Source organism: Streptomyces sp. Q2, from assembly GCF_056820935.1.
Genome location: NZ_JBXEJE010000036.1, coordinates 13,805 through 30,498 on the forward strand (window position 1 = coordinate 13,805; position 16,694 = coordinate 30,498).

17 protein-coding genes, 1 tRNA gene and 2 pseudogenes are annotated in these 16,694 nt (G+C 68.8%); 12 read left to right on the plus strand and 8 right to left on the minus strand.

Features of this window, described 5'->3' with window-relative positions; translation table 11 throughout:
• Window positions 1–134 (minus strand): annotated as a pseudogene (locus tag ACWBNA_RS34055) (type II toxin-antitoxin system PemK/MazF family toxin); the annotation flags it as partial.
• Between the two features lie 215 nt (window positions 135–349).
• On the opposite strand from ACWBNA_RS34055, the gene ACWBNA_RS34060 reads away from it, so the two are divergent.
• Complete coding sequence (locus tag ACWBNA_RS34060) at window positions 350–1,102, plus strand: MBL fold metallo-hydrolase (protein ID WP_482708369.1); 753 nt, start codon at window positions 350–352, stop codon at window positions 1,100–1,102.
• Between the two features lie 96 nt (window positions 1,103–1,198).
• On the opposite strand, the gene ACWBNA_RS34065 is transcribed toward ACWBNA_RS34060, so the two are convergent.
• Complete coding sequence (locus tag ACWBNA_RS34065; protein WP_482708370.1) at window positions 1,199–2,449, minus strand: PTS transporter subunit EIIC; 1,251 nt, start codon at window positions 2,447–2,449, stop codon at window positions 1,199–1,201.
• Window positions 2,450–2,798: 349 nt separating this feature from the next.
• On the opposite strand from ACWBNA_RS34065, the gene ACWBNA_RS34070 reads away from it, so the two are divergent.
• The 4 genes from ACWBNA_RS34070 (at window position 2,799) to rdgB (ending at window position 5,085) form a co-directional block, all read left to right on the plus strand.
• Window positions 2,799–3,032, plus strand: coding sequence for a PTS sugar transporter subunit IIB (locus ACWBNA_RS34070; RefSeq protein WP_030042553.1), 234 nt, complete (start codon window positions 2,799–2,801; stop codon window positions 3,030–3,032).
• Window positions 3,033–3,128: 96 nt separating this feature from the next.
• Entirely contained in the window at window positions 3,129–3,866 is a 738-nt protein-coding gene (rph, locus tag ACWBNA_RS34075; RefSeq protein ID WP_383859388.1) for a ribonuclease PH, read from the plus strand.
• 156 nt (window positions 3,867–4,022) lie between these two features.
• Window positions 4,023–4,427: a hypothetical protein gene (locus ACWBNA_RS34080; RefSeq protein WP_482708371.1), complete on the plus strand. Its 405-nt coding sequence runs from the start codon at window positions 4,023–4,025 to the stop codon at window positions 4,425–4,427.
• 55 nt (window positions 4,428–4,482) lie between these two features.
• Window positions 4,483–5,085 carry an RdgB/HAM1 family non-canonical purine NTP pyrophosphatase gene (rdgB, locus tag ACWBNA_RS34085; RefSeq protein ID WP_482708372.1) on the plus strand — a complete coding sequence of 201 codons (603 nt, stop codon included), beginning with the start codon at window positions 4,483–4,485 and terminating at the stop codon, window positions 5,083–5,085.
• Between the two features lie 49 nt (window positions 5,086–5,134).
• On the opposite strand, the gene ACWBNA_RS34090 is transcribed toward rdgB, so the two are convergent.
• From ACWBNA_RS34090 to ACWBNA_RS34100, 3 genes and pseudogenes are all read right to left on the minus strand, one after another.
• Window positions 5,135–5,218 (minus strand) — tRNA-Leu (locus ACWBNA_RS34090).
• A gap of 13 nt (window positions 5,219–5,231) precedes the next feature.
• The gene (locus ACWBNA_RS34095; RefSeq protein WP_482708373.1) at window positions 5,232–5,927 is read right to left on the minus strand and encodes an HNH endonuclease; all 696 of its coding nucleotides are present in this window, start codon (window positions 5,925–5,927) and stop codon (window positions 5,232–5,234) included.
• Window positions 5,924–6,565 (minus strand): annotated as a pseudogene (locus ACWBNA_RS34100) (HNH endonuclease signature motif containing protein). The gene ACWBNA_RS34095 and the pseudogene ACWBNA_RS34100 overlap by 4 nt, the downstream one beginning before the upstream one ends.
• Window positions 6,566–6,717: 152 nt before the next feature.
• Between ACWBNA_RS34100 and ACWBNA_RS34105 the strand changes: the two are divergent.
• Entirely contained in the window at window positions 6,718–7,230 is a 513-nt protein-coding gene (locus ACWBNA_RS34105) for a GNAT family N-acetyltransferase (protein ID WP_482708374.1), read from the plus strand.
• On the opposite strand, the gene bcp is transcribed toward ACWBNA_RS34105, so the two are convergent.
• Complete coding sequence (gene bcp, locus ACWBNA_RS34110; protein WP_482708375.1) at window positions 7,211–7,678, minus strand: thioredoxin-dependent thiol peroxidase; 468 nt, start codon at window positions 7,676–7,678, stop codon at window positions 7,211–7,213. The genes ACWBNA_RS34105 and bcp overlap by 20 nt on opposite strands.
• Window positions 7,679–7,773: 95 nt before the next feature.
• Here bcp and ACWBNA_RS34115 point away from each other — a divergent pair, with 95 nt between their 5' ends.
• The gene (locus ACWBNA_RS34115) at window positions 7,774–8,112 is read left to right on the plus strand and encodes a DUF3618 domain-containing protein (RefSeq protein ID WP_482708376.1); all 339 of its coding nucleotides are present in this window, start codon (window positions 7,774–7,776) and stop codon (window positions 8,110–8,112) included.
• Between the two features lie 55 nt (window positions 8,113–8,167).
• Window positions 8,168–8,524, plus strand: a complete 357-nt coding sequence (locus ACWBNA_RS34120; RefSeq protein WP_482708378.1) for a GroES family chaperonin — start codon at window positions 8,168–8,170, stop codon at window positions 8,522–8,524.
• A gap of 77 nt (window positions 8,525–8,601) precedes the next feature.
• Here the strand turns inward: ACWBNA_RS34120 and ACWBNA_RS34125 are convergent, their stop codons facing one another.
• The gene (locus ACWBNA_RS34125) at window positions 8,602–11,016 is read right to left on the minus strand and encodes a transglycosylase domain-containing protein (protein WP_482708379.1); all 2,415 of its coding nucleotides are present in this window, start codon (window positions 11,014–11,016) and stop codon (window positions 8,602–8,604) included.
• A gap of 211 nt (window positions 11,017–11,227) precedes the next feature.
• On the opposite strand from ACWBNA_RS34125, the gene ACWBNA_RS34130 reads away from it, so the two are divergent.
• The 4 genes from ACWBNA_RS34130 to ACWBNA_RS34145 all read left to right on the plus strand — a co-directional run bounded on the left by ACWBNA_RS34130 (window position 11,228) and on the right by ACWBNA_RS34145 (window position 14,762).
• Window positions 11,228–12,028 (plus strand): ABC transporter permease, encoded by an 801-nt coding sequence (locus tag ACWBNA_RS34130; protein WP_482708380.1) that lies wholly within the window; start codon window positions 11,228–11,230, stop codon window positions 12,026–12,028.
• 28 nt (window positions 12,029–12,056) lie between these two features.
• On the plus strand, window positions 12,057–12,869 hold the full coding sequence (locus tag ACWBNA_RS34135) for an ABC transporter permease (protein WP_482708381.1): 813 nt from the start codon (window positions 12,057–12,059) through the stop codon (window positions 12,867–12,869).
• Window positions 12,827–13,855, plus strand: coding sequence for an ABC transporter ATP-binding protein (locus tag ACWBNA_RS34140; protein WP_482708382.1), 1,029 nt, complete (start codon window positions 12,827–12,829; stop codon window positions 13,853–13,855). The genes ACWBNA_RS34135 and ACWBNA_RS34140 overlap by 43 nt, the downstream gene beginning before the upstream one ends.
• 67 nt (window positions 13,856–13,922) lie before the next feature.
• Window positions 13,923–14,762 carry a DUF1707 SHOCT-like domain-containing protein gene (locus tag ACWBNA_RS34145; protein WP_482708383.1) on the plus strand — a complete coding sequence of 280 codons (840 nt, stop codon included), beginning with the start codon at window positions 13,923–13,925 and terminating at the stop codon, window positions 14,760–14,762.
• Between the two features lie 536 nt (window positions 14,763–15,298).
• Here ACWBNA_RS34145 and ACWBNA_RS34150 read toward each other — a convergent pair.
• Window positions 15,299–16,633: an SGNH/GDSL hydrolase family protein gene (locus tag ACWBNA_RS34150; RefSeq protein WP_482708384.1), complete on the minus strand. Its 1,335-nt coding sequence runs from the start codon at window positions 16,631–16,633 to the stop codon at window positions 15,299–15,301.
• Window positions 16,634–16,694 lie beyond the last annotated feature (61 nt).

A 16,694-nucleotide genomic window follows, 5' to 3' on the forward strand; every position in this document is an offset into this window, starting at 1 on the left:
GGCCCTGCCGGACGCCCCGGCGGACGCGTCCGCCGCCCCGCGGGACGCCGGCCGCGCCCCCAGCCGTCCACCAGCGTGGCGACCAGCGCCAGCAGTACCACCGCCGCGAGCGCCAGCCACCAGGACGTATCCATGGGCATGACGTTACCGGCGCGCGATCACCCCTGCGCGCCCTTTCCCCACGCCGCACGCCCCCCGGGTCCAGCCGAACCGGTGACACCACAGGTGAGTTCGCCCACAACAGCCCCTGGTGGAGGAGCGACCATGAGTTTTGCGCCTTACGCTCGACGAACCGCACGACCCCCGTCTCCTTCCCAGAAAAGTTCCCGCCAGCGGAGGTTTCTGCTTTATGAAGCTCACCGTCGTCGGCTGCTCGGGGTCGTTCCCGTCCGCGGAATCGGCCTGCTCGAGCTACCTCGTCGAGGCCGACGGCTTCCGGCTGCTTCTCGACATGGGCAACGGTGCCCTTGGCGAGCTGCAGCGCCACTGCGGTCTCTACGACCTCGACGCGATCTTCCTCAGCCACCTGCACGCCGACCACTGCATCGACATGTGCGCGTACTTCGTCGCGCGCTACTACCGCCACGACGGCGGCCGCTGCGACCCGATCCCGGTCTACGGCCCCGAAGGCACCGAACACCGCCTCACCACGGCCTACGCCGACACCCCCACCGCCTCCTCCATGAGCGAGGTCTTCGACTTCCACACGGTCAAGCCGTCCACCTTCGAGATCGGCCCGTTCACGGTCCACACCGAACGCGTGGCCCACCCCGTCGAGGCGTACGGCATCCGCGTCGAGCACGCCGGCAAGTCCCTCACCTACTCCGGCGACACCGGCATCAGCCCGGCCCTGGACGAACTCGCCCGCGACACCGACCTGTTCCTGTGCGAGGCCGCCTTCACGCACGGCAAGGAGAGCATCCCCGACCTGCACCTCAACGGCCGCGAGGCGGGCGAGACGGCGAGTAGGGCAGGAGCCCGCCGCCTGGTCCTCACCCACATCCCCCCGTGGACCGACCCCCAGACCAACCTGACCGACGCACGCGCGACGTACGACGGCCCGGTGGAACTGGCGGCACCGAGGAAGTCGTACGAGATCTGAGCTTCGTCCGTGCATGAAGGCCCCGGAACCTGCACGGTTCCGGGGCCTTCGTCATGCCGTACGCCTGCGTGCCGCACGCCTGCTACGGCCGGGGTCTCACGCCTTGGTGAGGTCCTCGACCTCCTCCTCGGGCTCGCGGCCCGGGGTGGCGAGGTCGAACTTGATGATGGCGAAGCGGAAGACCACGTAGTAGATCGCCGCGAAGACCAGGCCGATCGGGATGATCAACCAGGGCTTGGTGGCCAAGTTCCAGTTCAGTGCGTAGTCGATGAAGCCCGCGGAGAAGTTGAAGCCCGCGTGGACTCCCAGACCCCAGGTGACGGCCATGGAGACAGCGGTCAGCACCGCGTGGATCACGTAGAGGAGCGGAGCGATGAACATGAACGAGAACTCGATCGGCTCGGTCACACCGGTCACGAAGGACGTCAGGGCGAGCGAGACCATCATGCCCGTCACGGCCTTGCGGCGCTCTGGGCGAGCCGTGTGCGCGATGGCCAGCGCGGCGGCCGGCAGACCGAACATCATGATCGGGAAGAAGCCGGACATGAACATCCCGGCGGTCGGGTCGCCGGCGAGGAAGCGGCTGTAGTCGCCGTGGACGACCTGACCGGCGGCGTCGGTGAAGTCACCAAGCTGGAACCAGGCCACCGTGTTCACGAACTGGTGCATGCCGACGGGGATCAACGCACGGTTGATCAGACCGAAGAGGGCGGCACCGAAGGACCCCAGGCCGGTCATCCACTCGCCGAAGTTTCCGATGCCCTCGCCGATGGGCTCCCAGACCAGACCGAAGAAGACACCGACGACGATGCCGACGAAGGCCATGATGATCGGAACGAGTCGGCGGCCATTGAAGAAGCCGAGCCAGTCGACCAACTTCGTACGGTGGAACCTCTGCCAGAGGACCGCGGAGAGCAGACCCATGATGATGCCGCCGAGGACACCGGGGTTGTTGTAACTCGCGGCTATGTCCGCACCCTTGGTGACCTTGGCCTCGGTCACGGGGAAGGCTTCGAGGACCTTGCTGTAGACCAGGAACCCGACCAGCGCGGCGAGGGCGGTCGAGCCGTCGGACTTCTTGGCGAAGCCGATGGCGACACCGATGCAGAAGAGCATCGGAAGACTGCCGGTAATGGCGCCGCCCGCCTTGTCGAAGACCAGGGCGACCTTGTCCCAGCCGAGGCCGTCGGCCCCGAAGACGTCCGGCTGGCCGAGACGGACTATTAGGCCCGCCGCCGGCAGCACGGCGATCGGGAGCTGTAGGCTACGGCCGACCTTTTGCAGGCCCTGGAACAGGCCGGATCCTCGCTTCTTCGCGGGAGTCGCCGTTGCGGTGGCGGAACTCATACTTCCTCCATCGGGTGGTGGTCTACACCACTCAGTGGTGTAGACCTGTTCTAGCACGATGAAGGACACATAAGGAACCCGCGATTCCCGTGACGGGACAGCTACTGTGGGCTACCCGTCTGGCCACTGTCCGGGCCGCTGCCCACCGTGCGGATCAGTAACCCCGGATCTCCGCCCCCCGGCCTCCCCGCGCTCACGGCTTGTCGGCCGCCCGCCAAGTGGTGTAGACCAGCCCCGGGCGATTTCAGCGCTGCGGCGCCGTCTTCCGATACGTGCGGCGCGATCGCTCGCAAACACGGGCCAACTGTGGGTTACTGCCAAAAAGCGGTTCGGATCAGGGAGAAAGAACATGGCCAGCAAGGCTGAGAAGATCGTTGCCGGGCTCGGCGGCATCGACAACATCGAAGAGGTCGAAGGCTGCATCACCCGCCTCCGCACCGAAGTCGTCGACGCCAGCAAGGTCGACGAAGCCGCCCTGAAGGCCGCCGGCGCCCACGGCGTCGTCAAGATGGGCACCGCCATCCAGGTCGTCATCGGCACCGACGCCGACCCCATCGCCGCGGAAATCGAAGACCTCATGTGAGCCCGTGCGCCCGCCAACGGCCGCGCACCCACCCGGAAGGGGCCCTTTCCCACCACGGGACGGGCCCCTTCCCCATGTACGGCTAGGCTCGACACCATGTCTCGAATCGACGGCCGCACCCCCGAACAACTCCGCCCGGTCACCATCGAACGCGGCTGGAGCAAGCACGCCGAAGGCTCCGTCCTCGTCTCCTTCGGCGACACCAAGGTCTTCTGCACCGCCTCCGTCACCGAAGGCGTCCCCCGCTGGCGCAAAGGCAGCGGCGAAGGCTGGGTCACCGCCGAATACTCGATGCTCCCCCGCGCCACCAACACCCGCGGCGACCGCGAATCCGTACGCGGCAAGATCGGCGGCCGCACCCACGAGATCAGCCGCCTCATCGGCCGCTCCCTGCGCGCGGTCATCGACTACAAGGCCCTCGGCGAGAACACCATCGTCCTCGACTGCGACGTCCTGCAGGCCGACGGCGGCACCCGCACCGCCGCGATCACCGGCGCCTACGTCGCCCTCGCCGACGCCATCACCTGGGCCCAGGGCAAGAAGCTCATCAAAGCCGGCCGCCAGCCCCTGACCGGAACCGTCAGCGCGGTCTCGGTCGGCATCGTAGGAGGCGTCCCCCTGCTGGACCTCTGCTACGAGGAAGACGTCCGCGCCGAGACCGACATGAACGTCGTCTGCACCGGCGACGGACGCTTCGTCGAGGTCCAGGGCACCGCCGAAGCCGAACCCTTCGCCCGCGACGAACTCAACGCCCTCCTCGACCTCGCCGTCGCCGGCTGCACAGACCTGGCCGCCCTGCAGCACAAGGCACTTGATACCGTCCTCGAAAAGTAAAGGACGCACCAAGAAGGACGACCGTCGGCCGCAACCCCGCCGACCGTCCTCGCGTCACTACGGGTACGGGCGTACGGCTCACCGCCGTGCGCCCGGCCAGCACGAGGGCCGGCCAGGACACGACCTGGGGCCCTGCCAACGGGAGGGAACAGATCCATGGCCGCGAGCCGACGCCGCCCAAGTCGCCGAATCGCCATCGTCGCCGCGGTGGCCGCCGTCGGACTGACGACCGGCCTCACCACCGGCTGCGACGCCGTCAGCAAGGCACTGGACTGCGTCCAGACCGCCGACGCCATCGCCGACAGCGTCACCGACCTCCAGCAGGCCGTGGAAAACGCGTCGAACGACCCGACGCAGCTCGAGGAGTCTCTCAACTCCATCGACAAGAACCTCGACGACATCGGCGACAAGACCGACAACGCCGACGTCAACAAGGCCGTCGACAACCTGGGCGAGGCCGTCACCAACGTCCGCACCTCCGTCAAGAACGGCGACAACACCCCCGACCTGAGCCCGATCACCGACGCGGCGGGCGAACTGACGAAGGTCTGCACGCCGTAGGTCAGCCGGGAAACCGGGAAGCAGCGAGGGCCATGGGGCCGGGATACTGAACCCCATGACCCGCCTGATCCTCGCCACCCGCAACGCCGGAAAGATCACCGAACTCCGCGCGATCCTCGCCGACGCCTCCCTGCCCCACGACCTCGTCGGCGCGGAGGCGTACCCCGACATCCCCGACGTCAAGGAAACAGGCGTCACCTTCGCCGAGAACGCCCTGCTCAAGGCCCACGCCCTCGCCCAGGCAACCGGCCTGCCCGCCGTGGCCGACGACTCCGGCCTCTGCGTGGACGTCCTGGGCGGCGCCCCCGGCATCTTCTCCGCCCGCTGGGCCGGCCGGCACGGCGACGACAAGGCCAACCTGGACCTCCTCCTGGCCCAGCTCTCCGACATCGCCGACGAACACCGAGGCGCCCACTTCGCCTGCGCGGCGGCGCTCGCGTTGCCGGACGGTACGGAAAGGGTGGTCGAGGGTCGACTGCGGGGGATGCTGCGGCATACGCCGGTGGGCACGAACGGCTTCGGCTACGACCCGATCCTCCAGCCGGAGGGCGAGACCCGGACGTGCGCCGAGCTGACGGCGGCGGAGAAGAACGCGATCAGCCATCGGGGGCAGGCGTTCAGGGCGCTGGTGCCTGTGGTGCGGGAGCTGTTGGGCTGACAACGGCGAAGGCCCACCCGGCACTGGGTGGGCCTTCGAATCAAAGGTGTGCGGCCGGAGGGACTCGAACCCTCAAGGGATTTCTCCCACAACATCCTAAGTGTTGCGCGTAGGCCAGTTCCGCCACGGCCGCCCGCGCGCTCATGCTACCCGGCGAGGCGGCCTCGTAGTCGAGGACTTGGGGCCCTGCGGCCGCCTCGGCACCAGGTGCTGGTGATCGCGTGGCAGTTGGGGCACAACAACCGCAGGTTCTCTTGTCGGTCGTCGCTCCAGTCACCGTTGATGTGATCGACCTCCAGGGTCATGGGCTTGCCCAGCCACTCGGGACCCGTTCCGCACTCGGCGCACTCCTCAGGCACGCCCACCTCCAAGAGCGCCCTGCGCAGCAGGTGGGTTCTTGTCCGACGGGTGCCGTCATGTTGAACCAGGATGTCCCCGGCGCGCCTGAGGGGCACAGTGCCTTGCCCGCCGCGTTGATGTGCCTGCCCCAGGAAGTGAGAGGTGTCGAGACCGTCCTCAGCCACCCAGTAGCGGAGCAGAGCGCGCAACCTGCTGTTGTAGGGCTCCATCCCCAGAGCGCGGAGCGTACTCGCGGTGGAGGTTGCTCCCTCGACCGCTCGGCGCAACTCGTCGGTGGCTGGTCTGGGAGGAGCTTGGCTCATCCGCCTCTGGCGGGGCATGTGCGAGACATCGATCCCGAAGTGGTCGAAGCGCCGGAAGAGATGACGGCGAAGTCGGCCGTATGGCCGGGTGCCGAAGTAGGCGATGACCTCGTCGATGTCGGAACACCGCACTGCGGCTTCGGCCAGCCGTTCCCGGGTGTACTTCATGCCGCTGCTCATGAAGTCCTGCCCTTGCCGCGACCCCGGTAACTATCTGTTGTCGAATGACAGTTGGGGCACAGAAACCGCAGATTCTGGATGCGGTTGTCGCGCCAGTTTCCGTCGATGTGGTCGACTTCCAGGGAGAGCGGGTGCCCTCGCCAGACCCCTTCCGTGCCGCACATGGCGCATCGCTCCGGCATGCCCGTCGTCGTCAATGCCCACCTGAGCCGATCGCTCGGGATGCGCCGGGCCTGGCCGGTCGGTTGCATGACGAGTAGCCCTTCCGGCGTTCGCGGGCGCCACGCCTAGCCCCGCTGTGTCGGTACCTGGAAGTGCGAGGTGTCGATGCCGTACGCCTTGATCCGGCGGCTGATGTGCGTGTGGTGTCCGCCTACCACCTCGAGCTCGAGGCGGCGCAGTACCTCGCACATGTTCGTCGAGGCTGAGACCGCTGCCTGAAGGACTTCCTTGGTCCATCGCACCCCTTCACGCTCGAAGTGCGAGACATCCACGCCCAGCTTCTTCATCCGCTGGAAGACGTACCGCCGCGTCGAGCTCCGCGGATCAACCCCCAGCCTCCCCAACGCCTCCGACAACGTCCGCGCCCCCCGAGCCGCCTCCTCCAGCCGCTCCTTCGGATACCCACTGGCCCCCATCGTTCCCCTCCGATCTCGGCCACGTGTTCGTGGCTCGTACGGAGTAACGGATCGGTTGTCCGACAGTCACGCTCGGAACGTAAAGGCGGTTGATATGCTTACCGGCGAGGCCTTCCAGGTGCGGACCCTTGTCCGCTCGGGAGGCTTTTTTCATGACCTCAGCAGAGTTGACCATCCGACCGGCAACCCCCGCCGATCGCCCCACCGTCGAACGCCTCTGGCTTCTCTTCCGGCATGATCTGTCCGAGTTCGGGGGTCAGCTGCCCAACGCCGACGGGTCGTTCCGGAAGGAGCGGTTGGAGGCCGCCTTTTCCGGTGATGTCGACTGGGCCCCGTATCTCTTCAGCCTGGGCGACGAGCATCCCGTCGGGTTCGCCTTCGTGCGGAGGCTCAGTGGGCCCACCCGCGTGCTCAACAGCTTTTTCGTCGTGCGAGGGGTGCGGAGGAGTGGGGTGGGGATGCGGGCCGTGCGGGAAGTCGTCGGGCGGCATCCGGGGGAGTGGGAGGTGGCGTTTCAGGACGCCAATGCCGGTGCCGTGCGGTTCTGGCGGCGGGTGGCCGGCGAGCTTGCTCCCGGGGAGTGGAGTGAGGAGCACAGGCCGGTGCCCGAGCGGCCCGACCTGGCTCCTGACGTCTGGGTTTCGTTCAGATACCCAAGTCCTTGATGATCTTCGCTACGTGGCCGGTCGCCCGGACGTTGTAGAGGGCGCGTTCGACCTTGCCCTCCTCGTCCACGACGATCGTGGAGCGGATGACGCCCATGTAGGTCTTGCCGTAGTTCTTCTTCTCGCCGTACGCGGCGTAGGCCTCGGTGACGGTTTTTTCCGGGTCGGCGAGGAGGGTGATCTTCAGGGATTCCTTCTCGCGGAACTTCGCCAGCTTCTCCGGCTTGTCGGGGGAGATGCCGATGACGTCGTAGCCCGCGCCGGCCAGCAGCTCGAGGTTGTCCGTGAAGTCGCACGCCTGCTTGGTGCAGCCTGGAGTCAGGGCCGCCGGGTAGAAGTAGACGATGACCTTGCGGCCCTTGTGGTCGGACAGGGACACCTCGGTGCCGTCGGCGTCGGGGAGGGTGAAGGCGGGGGCCACGTCGCCGGGCTGGAGTCGCTCGCTCATCGGCCTAGCGTAACGGGGGGTCCTGACAGTGCGTTCCGGCCCGGAGCTGACAGACTGTCCGGAACAAAGCATCAGCTGACTTCGGAGGCCGTACGGTGGCGGACACGTCGGACACGTCGGACACGAGAACCCCGGCGCAGATCGAGGCGGACATCAAGCGCCGCCGCGAATTGCTGGCCGAGACACTCGACGAGATCGGGGTGCGGGTGCATCCCAAGACGATCGTGGGCGATGCCAAGGCCAAGGTCGTCTCCAATATCGATCACACGCTCGGGCGGGCCTATGTCGGGGTCAACCGGGCCGTGAGTGATGTGAAGGCGCGGTTCGTCGACGAGGAAGGCGCGCCTCGGCTGGAGCGGGTCGTGCCGGTCGCGATCATCGTTGTGGGGGTCGTGGGGCTGCTTGCCCTGGGGACCCGGCGGCGTAAGGGCTGAGTGAGGGTCGACCCGGCGGCTTCCGGGGCCGGTGAAGGCAGGTAGGTTCAGAGGCGTGAGCGCCAAGAGAAACCAGCACAGCGACCAGCACGACAAGCTGCCCATCCGGATGCTGCACGACCGTGTGCTCGTGCGGCAGGACGCCAGTGAGGGCGAGCGGCGTTCCGGTGGCGGGATTCTGATTCCGGCCACCGCGGCCGTCGGTCGTCGGCTGGCGTGGGCGGACGTCGTCGCGGTGGGGCAGAACGTGCGGTCCGTGGAGCCGGGTGACCGGGTGCTGTTCGATCCGGAGGACCGGGCCGAGGTGGAGGTGCGGGGCATCGCTTACGTGCTGATGCGTGAGCGTGATCTGCACGCGGTGGCCGCGGACCGGTTCGAGGGGTCCGAGGACTCGACCGGCCTGTATCTGTAGAACAGCAGCGAGCGAAGAGGGGCTGGTGACCGTCGTCACCAGCCCCTTTCACGTTCTCTGCGCGTTTCCGTGCGCGGTCACTGTCTCCTGGTGGTGAGCTGCGGGCCCACCCCGGTCGTCGTGCCGCCGTCCGTCGTGCCTCCGGTGTCGCCGCCGGTGGTGTCTCCCGTGGTGCCGCCGGTGGCGGTGTCGCCGCCTGTGGTGTCTCCGGTGGTGCCGTCGGTGGTGCCGCCGTCGGTGGTCGGGTCGCCGCCGGTCGTGTCGCCGGTGGTGGCGCCCGTTGTCGTGTCTCCCGTGGTGCCGTCGGTGGTGCCGCCGTCGGTGGCGGGGTCGCCGGTCTGGCCCTCGGTCTGGCCCTCGGTGTCCTGGCCGCCGGTGGTGTCTCCCGTGGTGCCGCCGGTGTTCTCGTCGCCCGTGCCTGGGTCGGTGGGGACGTCGGTGACGGGGGGCTGGACCACGTCGGCGCCCGGTTGGAGTTCGAGGTCGAAGTCGGTGACCGGCTTGTCCTTGAGGGCGTCCTTGGTGAACTGGGCCCAGATCTCGGTGGGCGCCCCGCCGCCGTTGATGCGCTCCAGGCCCATCGCCCCGTACAGGGACTTGTGCGCGGCCGTCACCGGGTCCTGGCCCATGACGGAGACGACGGTGGCGAGCTCGGGGGTGTAGCCGGCGAACCAGGCGGCGGTGTCCTCCTCGGCGGTGCCGGTCTTGCCCGCGGCGGGGCGGCCGGCGGCCTGGGCGGCGGTGGCGGTGCCGCCCTCGACGACGCTTTGGAGGACGGAGGTGGTGGTGTCGGCGGCTTCGCGGCTGACGGCCTGGCTGGTCTTCTTCTCGGGCAGCTCGATGGCGTTCGTGCCGTCCTTGGTGATCTTGTCGATCATCGTGTACGTGCCGTGTTTGCCGTGGTTGGCGAGGGTGGCGTAGGCCTCGGCCATGTCGAGGACGCTGGCGGTGGACGGGCCGAGCGCGATGGACGGGGACGCGGTCAGGTCGGGGGTGTTGGCGGGCAGGCCGAGGTCGATCGCGGTCTGCTTGACCTTGTCGGAGCCGACGTCGACGGCCATCTGCGCGTACACCGAGTTGACGGACTTGTCGGTGGCCTCGCGGACGGTGATGTTGCCGTACGAGCCCTGGTCCTCGTTCTCGGGGGCGTAGGTGCCGCCGTCCCAGCCCACGATGGGCCGCTTGTTGGTGCCGTCGTAGATGGTGTTCGGGGTGATCGTGCGGCCGTCCTGGGTCACCGAGTCGTTCTGGACGGCGGAGGTGAACACGAACGGCTTGAAGGTGGAGCCGACCTGGAAGTCGCCGCGGGTGGCGTTGTTCGTGTACTGCTTCACGTAGTCGATGCCGCCGTACATGGCGACGACCTTGCCGGTCTTGGGGTCGACGGCGGCGCCGCCCGCGCGGACGTAGGTGTCGACCTTGCGGTTCTTCTTGTCGAGCTTGTCCATGAGCTGGTCGTTGACCGCGTCGACGAAGGCGTTCTGCTTGCTCTTCTGCAGGGTGGTGGTGATGCGGTAGCCGCCGACGGCGAGCTGGTCCTTGTCGAGGATCTTGTTCTCGGTGAGGTAGTCCTTGATCGCGTCGACGATGTAGCCGCGCTGCCCGGACATGCCGGTGGAGACGGTGGCTTCTTTCGGCATCGGGAACTTCATGGCGGCGCGGTCGGAGGCGCTGAGCCAGCCCTTGGTGACCATGCCGTCGAGGACGTAGTTCCAGCGGGCCTGGGCGGCGGCCTTGTTCTCGGGGTGGGCGACGACGTCGTACTCGCTGGGCGCGTTGAGCAGGGCGGCGAGGTAGGCGCCCTTGGCCGGGTCGAGGTCGGTGGCGTCGATGCCGTAGTAGGCCTGGGCGGCGGCCTGGATGCCGTAGGCGTTGCGGCCGAAGTAGCTGGTGTTGAGGTAGCCCTCGAGGATCTGGCTCTTGCTCTCGGTGCGGTCCAGCTTGATCGAGATGAAGAACTCCTTCACCTTGCGCGTCACGGTCTGTTCCTGCGCGAGGTAGTAGTTCTTGACGTACTGCTGGGTGATGGTGGAGCCGGACTGCTTGCCCTTGCCGGTGGCGGTGTTCCATCCGGCGCGGAGCATCGCCTTGGGGTCGATGGCGGACTCGCTGTAGAAGTCGCGGTCCTCGGCGGCCAGGACGGAGTGCTGGGCGTCCTTGGAGATCTGCGCGAGGCCGACGTTCTCGCGGTTGACCTCGCCGTCGCGGGCGAGCTGGCTGCCGTCGGCGTAGAGGTAGACGTTGCTCTGCTTGGTGGCGAAGGCGTTGGCGGCCGGGATCTTGACCATGGAGTAGCCGAGGAAGAACAGGCCGGCCAGGAGCAGCACGCCGATGACGAAGGTGCCGAGCACCATGCGCCAGGTGGGGATGATCCGCCGCCAGCCGGTGCGCTTGGGCCGCTTGGGCTTGGCCCCTGTCTCGGCGGCGGCCGCTTCGGGCTCTCTGGGTGCCCAGCCCTGGGTCGGTTGCTGCGGCTGCGGCTCGTCGCTCATGTCGTGCACGGACTCCTGTTTCGCGTCTTGCTTCCCGTACGCCTCGTACGCCTTCTGCGCCCTCAGATGAAGACTCTCGCACCGCGCGTTCCGTTCCCGGCAATCGGCACGCGCTTGCCCGGAAAATGCGTGGCGTGGCCCACAGCCCGCGGACTAGGCTCCTGCGCTTCGGTGTCGGTGCGGGCTGGGTGGGCGAGGAGGGCGGTTTGCCGTGGATACGGCGCGGTTGTACCTGGCCGTCGCGGCGGGGGGTTTTCGACGGTACGCGACGTATCGGGTGGCGACCGCCGCGGGGGTGTTCACCAACACCGTTTTCGGTCTGATCCTGGTCTACACGTATCTGGCGTTGTGGGAGGAGCGGCCGCATCTGGGCGGGTACGACCAGGCGCAGGCCGTCACCTATGTGTGGGTGGGGCAGGCGCTGCTGTCGACGCTGGCGATCGGGGGCGGCGGGGTCGAGGACGAGCTGATGGAGCGCATCCGCACGGGTGACATCGCGATCGATCTGTACCGGCCGGCGGATCTGCAACTGTGGTGGCTGGCCGCGGACCTGGGGCGGGCGCTGTTCCAGTTGGTGGGACGGGGTGTGCTGCCGTTCCTGTTCGGGGTGCTGGTCTTTCCGGCGGCGGTGCCCGGTGATGTGGCGACCTGGTGTGCCTTCCTGTTCGCGGTGCTGCTGGCGATGGTGGTGGGTTACGGCATCCGGTTCCTGGTGGCGCTGAGCGCGTTCTGGCTGCTGGACGGGACGGGTGTGGTGCAGATGGCGTGGCTCGTCGGGTTCTTCTGTTCGGGGATGATCTTTCCGCTGAACGTGTTCCCGGGGGCGCTCGGCGAGGTCGTACGGGCTCTGCCGTGGTCGTCGTTGTTGCAGGCGCCCGCGGACGTGCTGCTGGGGGAGGCGGACCCGTGGGGGACGTATCTCTTCCAGGCCGGCTGGGCGGTGGCGTTGCTGGCTCTGGGGCGGCTGGTGCAGGTCATGGCGACGCGTCGGGTGGTGGTTCAGGGTGGCTGAGGGCGGGTGGCGGGCCGAGGCGGCTGCGATGGGCCGGATCGCGGAGGGGGTGCGGACGTACCGTCTGATCGCGGCGATGTGGATCCGCTCGACGATGGCCTACCGGGCTTCCTTCGTGATGACCACGGTCGGTAATTTCGCGGCGACCGCGCTCGACTTCGTCGCGATCCTGCTGATGTTCTCGCAGGTGGACGCTCTGGGCGGTTATCCGTTGCCGGAGGTCGCCTTCCTGTACGGCCTGTCGTCGGTGTCGTTCGGGCTGGCGGACCTGGCGATCGGTTCGATGGACCGGCTGGGCCGCCGCGTGCGTGACGGCACGCTCGACACGCTGCTCGTGCGGCCGGCGCCGGTGCTGGCGCAGGTGGCCGCCGACCGGTTCGGGCTGCGGCGGCTGGGCCGGGTGACCCAGGGGGCGCTGGTGCTGGGCTATGCGCTGATCGAGCTCGATTTGCAGTGGACGCCGCTCAAGCTGGTGCTGATGCCGGTGATGGTGCTGGGCGGTGCCGGGATCTTCGGCGCGGTGTTCGTCGGGGGTGCGGCCTTCCAGTTCGTGGCGCAGGACGCCTCCGAGGTGCAGAACGCGTTCACGTACGGCGGCACGACGCTGTTGCAGTATCCGCCGACCATCTTCGCGAAGGACCTGGTGCGGGGGGTGACGTTCGTGCTGCCGCTGGCCTTCGTCAACTGGGTGCCGGCCGCCTATGTGTTGGGCCGACCGCTGCCGCTCGGGCTGCCCGCGTGGACGGCCTTCGTCTCGCCGCTGGTGGCGGCCGTGTGCTGTGCGCTGGCCGGTGTGGTGTGGCGGACGGGGCTTCGGTCGTATCGGAGTACAGGGAGCTAGAAGTGGACCGTGCGTTCATCGAGCTGGACCGCGTCGAGAAGGTCTTCGACGTGCGCAAGAAGACGGGTTTCCTGAAGCGGGAGCGGCGTGAGGTGCGGGCGGTCGACTCGATCTCCTTCACCGTGCCGCGTGGCGAGATGGTCGGGTACATCGGTCCGAACGGTGCCGGGAAGTCGACGACGATCAAGATGCTGACCGGGATCCTGACGCCGAGCGGTGGCCGGCTGCGGGTCGCGGGGATCGATCCGTCCCGGGAGCGGGCGCGGCTGGCGCATCGGATCGGGGTGGTGTTCGGGCAGCGTACGACGCTGTGGTGGGACCTGCCGCTGATCGACTCCTACCGGCTGATGCACCGCATGTACCGCATCCCCGACGGGCGTTACCGCGAGAACCTCGACCGGCTCGTCGAACTCCTCGAACTGGGCGAGCTGTTGGACGTTCCGGTACGGCAGCTCTCGCTCGGTCAGCGGATGCGCGGTGACATCGCGGCGGCCCTGCTGCACGATCCGGAGGTGCTGTACCTCGACGAGCCGACGATCGGCCTGGACGTCGTGTCGAAGTCCAAGGTGCGGGAGTTCCTGCGGGAGTTGAACACCGAGAACGGCACGACGGTGCTGCTGACCACGCACGATCTCCAGGACATCGAGCAGTTGTGTTCGCGGGTGATGGTCATCGACCACGGGCGTCTGATGTACGACGGTCCGCTCACCGGTCTGCACGAGGCGGGGGAGAGCGAGCGGGTCCTGGTGGTCGACCTGGAGCGCGAACTGCCGCCGATCGAGGCGCCGCCGCCCGCGCGGGTGGTGAAGGTGGAGGGCCCCCGGCAGTGGCTGGCGTTCCCGGCGGCGGCGTCGGCGGCGCCGCTGGTGGCGCGGATCGCGGCGGAGTATCCGCTGGTGGACCTGTCCGTGCGGGAGCCGGACATCGAGGCGGTGATCGCGAAGATGTACGTGGAGCGGGCGACGACCGCCGAGCGGCTGCCGTAGTGGCTGCCGTCGTGCCCCTCAGTGGATGCCATAGTGCCCGTCGCCCGGAACTCGTAGGCTGGCGGGTATGACCGAGGATGCCCCGGAGCTGCGCGCCTCCGACGCCGATCGTGAACGAGTCGCCGAGGTCCTGCGGGACGCCCTCGCGGAGGGGCGCCTCGACATGGAGGAGTTCGGGGAACGGCTGGACGCGACGTACAGGGCGCGGACGTACGGCGAACTCGCGCCGATCACCCGGGACCTGCCGTCCGGCGCGGGCGTCGTTTCCGCTCCTCGAATCTCGATGACCAAGGAGCCCGCGCAGAGCGGGGGTTGGGCGGGGCGGATCGTCGGTGGCGAGGGGTCGTCGACGTGGGCCGTGGCCGTCATGTCGGGGTTCCAGCGCAGGGGCCGCTGGACGGTGCCGAAGCGGTTCAACTGCTTCGCCTTCTGGGGCGGCGGCGAGATCGATCTGCGTGAGGCGAACTTCGCGGACCGTGAGGTCGAGATCAACTGCGTCGCGATCATGGGCGGGATGCAGGTGATCGTGCCGCCCGGCGTCGAGGTCGTCGTCCGGGGCATCGGCATCATGGGCGGTTTCGACCAGCGCGAGGAGGGTGTGCCGGGTGACCCGGGCGCCCCGCGGGTGATCGTGACGGGCTTCGCCTTCTGGGGCGGGGTCGGCGTGGAGCGCAAGCTCACGCGGGCCGAGCGGCAGCGCCTGAAGGAGGAGAGCCGCCAGGAGAAGCTGGACCGCAAGGCGTCCCTGCGGGAACTGGGCCAGTCCGTCCGGGACGACGCCCGCGACGCCCACCGCAGGATGCTCGAAGGTCACCACGACCTGCTGCGGGACCATCACGAACGCCGCGAGGAGCGTCGCGAGGAACGCCGGGAGGAACGGGACCGGCGCCGCCGCCGCGAGTACTGACCCCTCCCGGGTGAGTGGACGCCCCTCAGGGGCGCGGGGAACTGCGCGACCAGCCCCCGCTCACCCGCACCCGGCACACCACGCAAACCAGCCCCCGGGCCTCCGAACCCCGGCCTCGGATCCCAGGCCCTCGGCGCTTCGACCCGGATGAGTGGACGCCCCTCAGGGGCGCGGGGAACTGCGCGACCAGCCCCCGCTCACCCGCACCCGGCACACCACGCAAACCAGCCCCCGGGCCTACGAACCCCGGCCTCGGATCCCAGGCCCTCGGCGCTTCGACCCGGATGAGTGGACGCCCCTCAGGGGCGCGGGGAACTGCGCGACCAGCCCCCGCTCACCCGCACCCGGCACACCACGCAAACCAGCCCCCGGGCCTACGAACCCCGGCCTCGGATCCCAGGCCCTCGGCGCTTCGACCCGGATGAGTGGACGCCCCTCAGGGGCGCGGGGAACTGCGCGACCAGCCCCCGCTCACCCGCACCCGGCACACCACGGAGACCAGCCCCCCGGTGCCTGGATACCGGCGTCCCCCGGCGTCACAGTTCCGCCGGTGCCGCCCCCTTCAGGTCGTCCAGGTCGAAGGTCGCGGCCATGCGCTCGTACCCCTTGTCGCTGGGGTGGAGGTGGTCGCCCGAGTCGTAGTCGGAGCGGAACCTGCGCGGGTTGTAGGGGTCGCGGACCGCCTTGTCGAAGTCGACGACGGCGTCGTAGACCTTGCCCGCGCGGATCTCGGCGTTGATCTGCTGCCGTACGGACTCGCGGGCGTCGGTGTAGCCGCGGTGGCCGCCGAAGGGCATCAGGGTGGCGCCGATGACCTTGATGCCGCGGGCGTGGGCCTGGCGGACCGCTGCCCGCAGGCCGTCGAGGATGGCGTCGGGGTCGGCCAGTCGGGGGTTGCGCAGGATGTCGTTGATGCCGAGGTCGATGACGGCCACCTTGACGTTCGGGCGGCCGAGGACGTCCCGGGCGAAGCGGTCTACGCCGGCCTGGTTCTCGGCGGGGCGCCCGAGGCCGTCGGCGAGGATCTGATTTCCGCCGATTCCCTGGTTGACGACGCTGTAGCGGGGCACGTCCCGGCCGGCCTCGATCGCGGCGCGCAGCCGCTGGGACAGGAGGTCGGTCCAGCGGTGGTTGGCGTTCTCGGTGGAGCCGACGCCGTCGGTGAGCGAGTCGCCGAAGGCGACGACGGTGCCCTCGGCCTCGTCGCTGAGCACGTCCAGCGCGGTCAGGTAGCGCCAGTACTCGGTCCGCTCGGTGTACGCGGTCGCCGTCGGGTCCTCGGCGCGGTCGCCGTCGGCGGCGTACGAGGTCTGGCGGGCCCGGGGGTGGTAGGTGACCGGGCCTGACGCGGTGGGGGAGTAGGTGGTGACCAGGACGTCGCTGCCGGCCGGGATGCGCAGGACGACGGCGTCGCTGAGCACCTGCTGGCCGGCCGGGACGACGACGACGGTGTTGCCGCCGAACGTCAGGCGCCGCATGGTCTGGGCGTCCGCTGCGGCGGTGCCGGTGCCGGCCGCGAGGGCGACCGAGGCGTGGGTGATGGTCAGCGGCGACTGGCCGTAGAGATTGGACAGCGTGATGCGGGCACTCGTACCACCGACGCTCGCGTGGACGACGTTGCGTACCGAGCGGCCGGCCAGGCCGTCGGTCTCGGTGCCGGGTTCGCCGCCGACCGGGGAGGCTGACCAGGAGCCGACCCAGACGCCGGTGGAGACCGGGGCTGCGGAGTTGTGGGGGGCGGGCCCGCTGGCCAGCGTGGTGCGTTCGTTCGTACCGTCGTCGGTTGCCACTCCGACGTAGATGGCGGCGGACAGGGCCACGATCACGGAGAGGATCGCGGCGAGCAGGGCGTAACCATGACGCCGGGTCATGCTGTGTTGTTCTCCTCGGGCGATGGGAGCCCGAGGCTCCGATCTGATGAGTCCATGATGA

Bases quoted from the DNA above. Each gene is read 5' to 3' on its own strand.
- rph (WP_383859388.1), top strand. From the start codon at position 3,129: ATGTCTCGAATCGACGGCCGCACCCCCGAACAACTCCGCCCGGTCACC.
- ACWBNA_RS34150 (WP_482708384.1), bottom strand. From the start codon at position 16,633: ATGACCCGGCGTCATGGTTACGCCCTGCTCGCCGCGATCCTCTCCGTG.
- ACWBNA_RS34145 (WP_482708383.1), top strand. From the start codon at position 13,923: ATGACCGAGGATGCCCCGGAGCTGCGCGCCTCCGACGCCGATCGTGAA.
- ACWBNA_RS34135 (WP_482708381.1), top strand. From the start codon at position 12,057: ATGGGCCGGATCGCGGAGGGGGTGCGGACGTACCGTCTGATCGCGGCG.
- ACWBNA_RS34125 (WP_482708379.1), bottom strand. From the start codon at position 11,016: ATGAGCGACGAGCCGCAGCCGCAGCAACCGACCCAGGGCTGGGCACCC.
- ACWBNA_RS34065 (WP_482708370.1), bottom strand. From the start codon at position 2,449: ATGAGTTCCGCCACCGCAACGGCGACTCCCGCGAAGAAGCGAGGATCC.
- ACWBNA_RS34105 (WP_482708374.1), top strand. From the start codon at position 6,718: ATGACCTCAGCAGAGTTGACCATCCGACCGGCAACCCCCGCCGATCGC.
- bcp (WP_482708375.1), bottom strand. From the start codon at position 7,678: ATGAGCGAGCGACTCCAGCCCGGCGACGTGGCCCCCGCCTTCACCCTC.
- rdgB (WP_482708372.1), top strand. From the start codon at position 4,483: ATGACCCGCCTGATCCTCGCCACCCGCAACGCCGGAAAGATCACCGAA.
- ACWBNA_RS34095 (WP_482708373.1), bottom strand. From the start codon at position 5,927: ATGAGCAGCGGCATGAAGTACACCCGGGAACGGCTGGCCGAAGCCGCA.
- ACWBNA_RS34080 (WP_482708371.1), top strand. From the start codon at position 4,023: ATGGCCGCGAGCCGACGCCGCCCAAGTCGCCGAATCGCCATCGTCGCC.
- ACWBNA_RS34070 (WP_030042553.1), top strand. From the start codon at position 2,799: ATGGCCAGCAAGGCTGAGAAGATCGTTGCCGGGCTCGGCGGCATCGAC.
- ACWBNA_RS34060 (WP_482708369.1), top strand. From the start codon at position 350: ATGAAGCTCACCGTCGTCGGCTGCTCGGGGTCGTTCCCGTCCGCGGAA.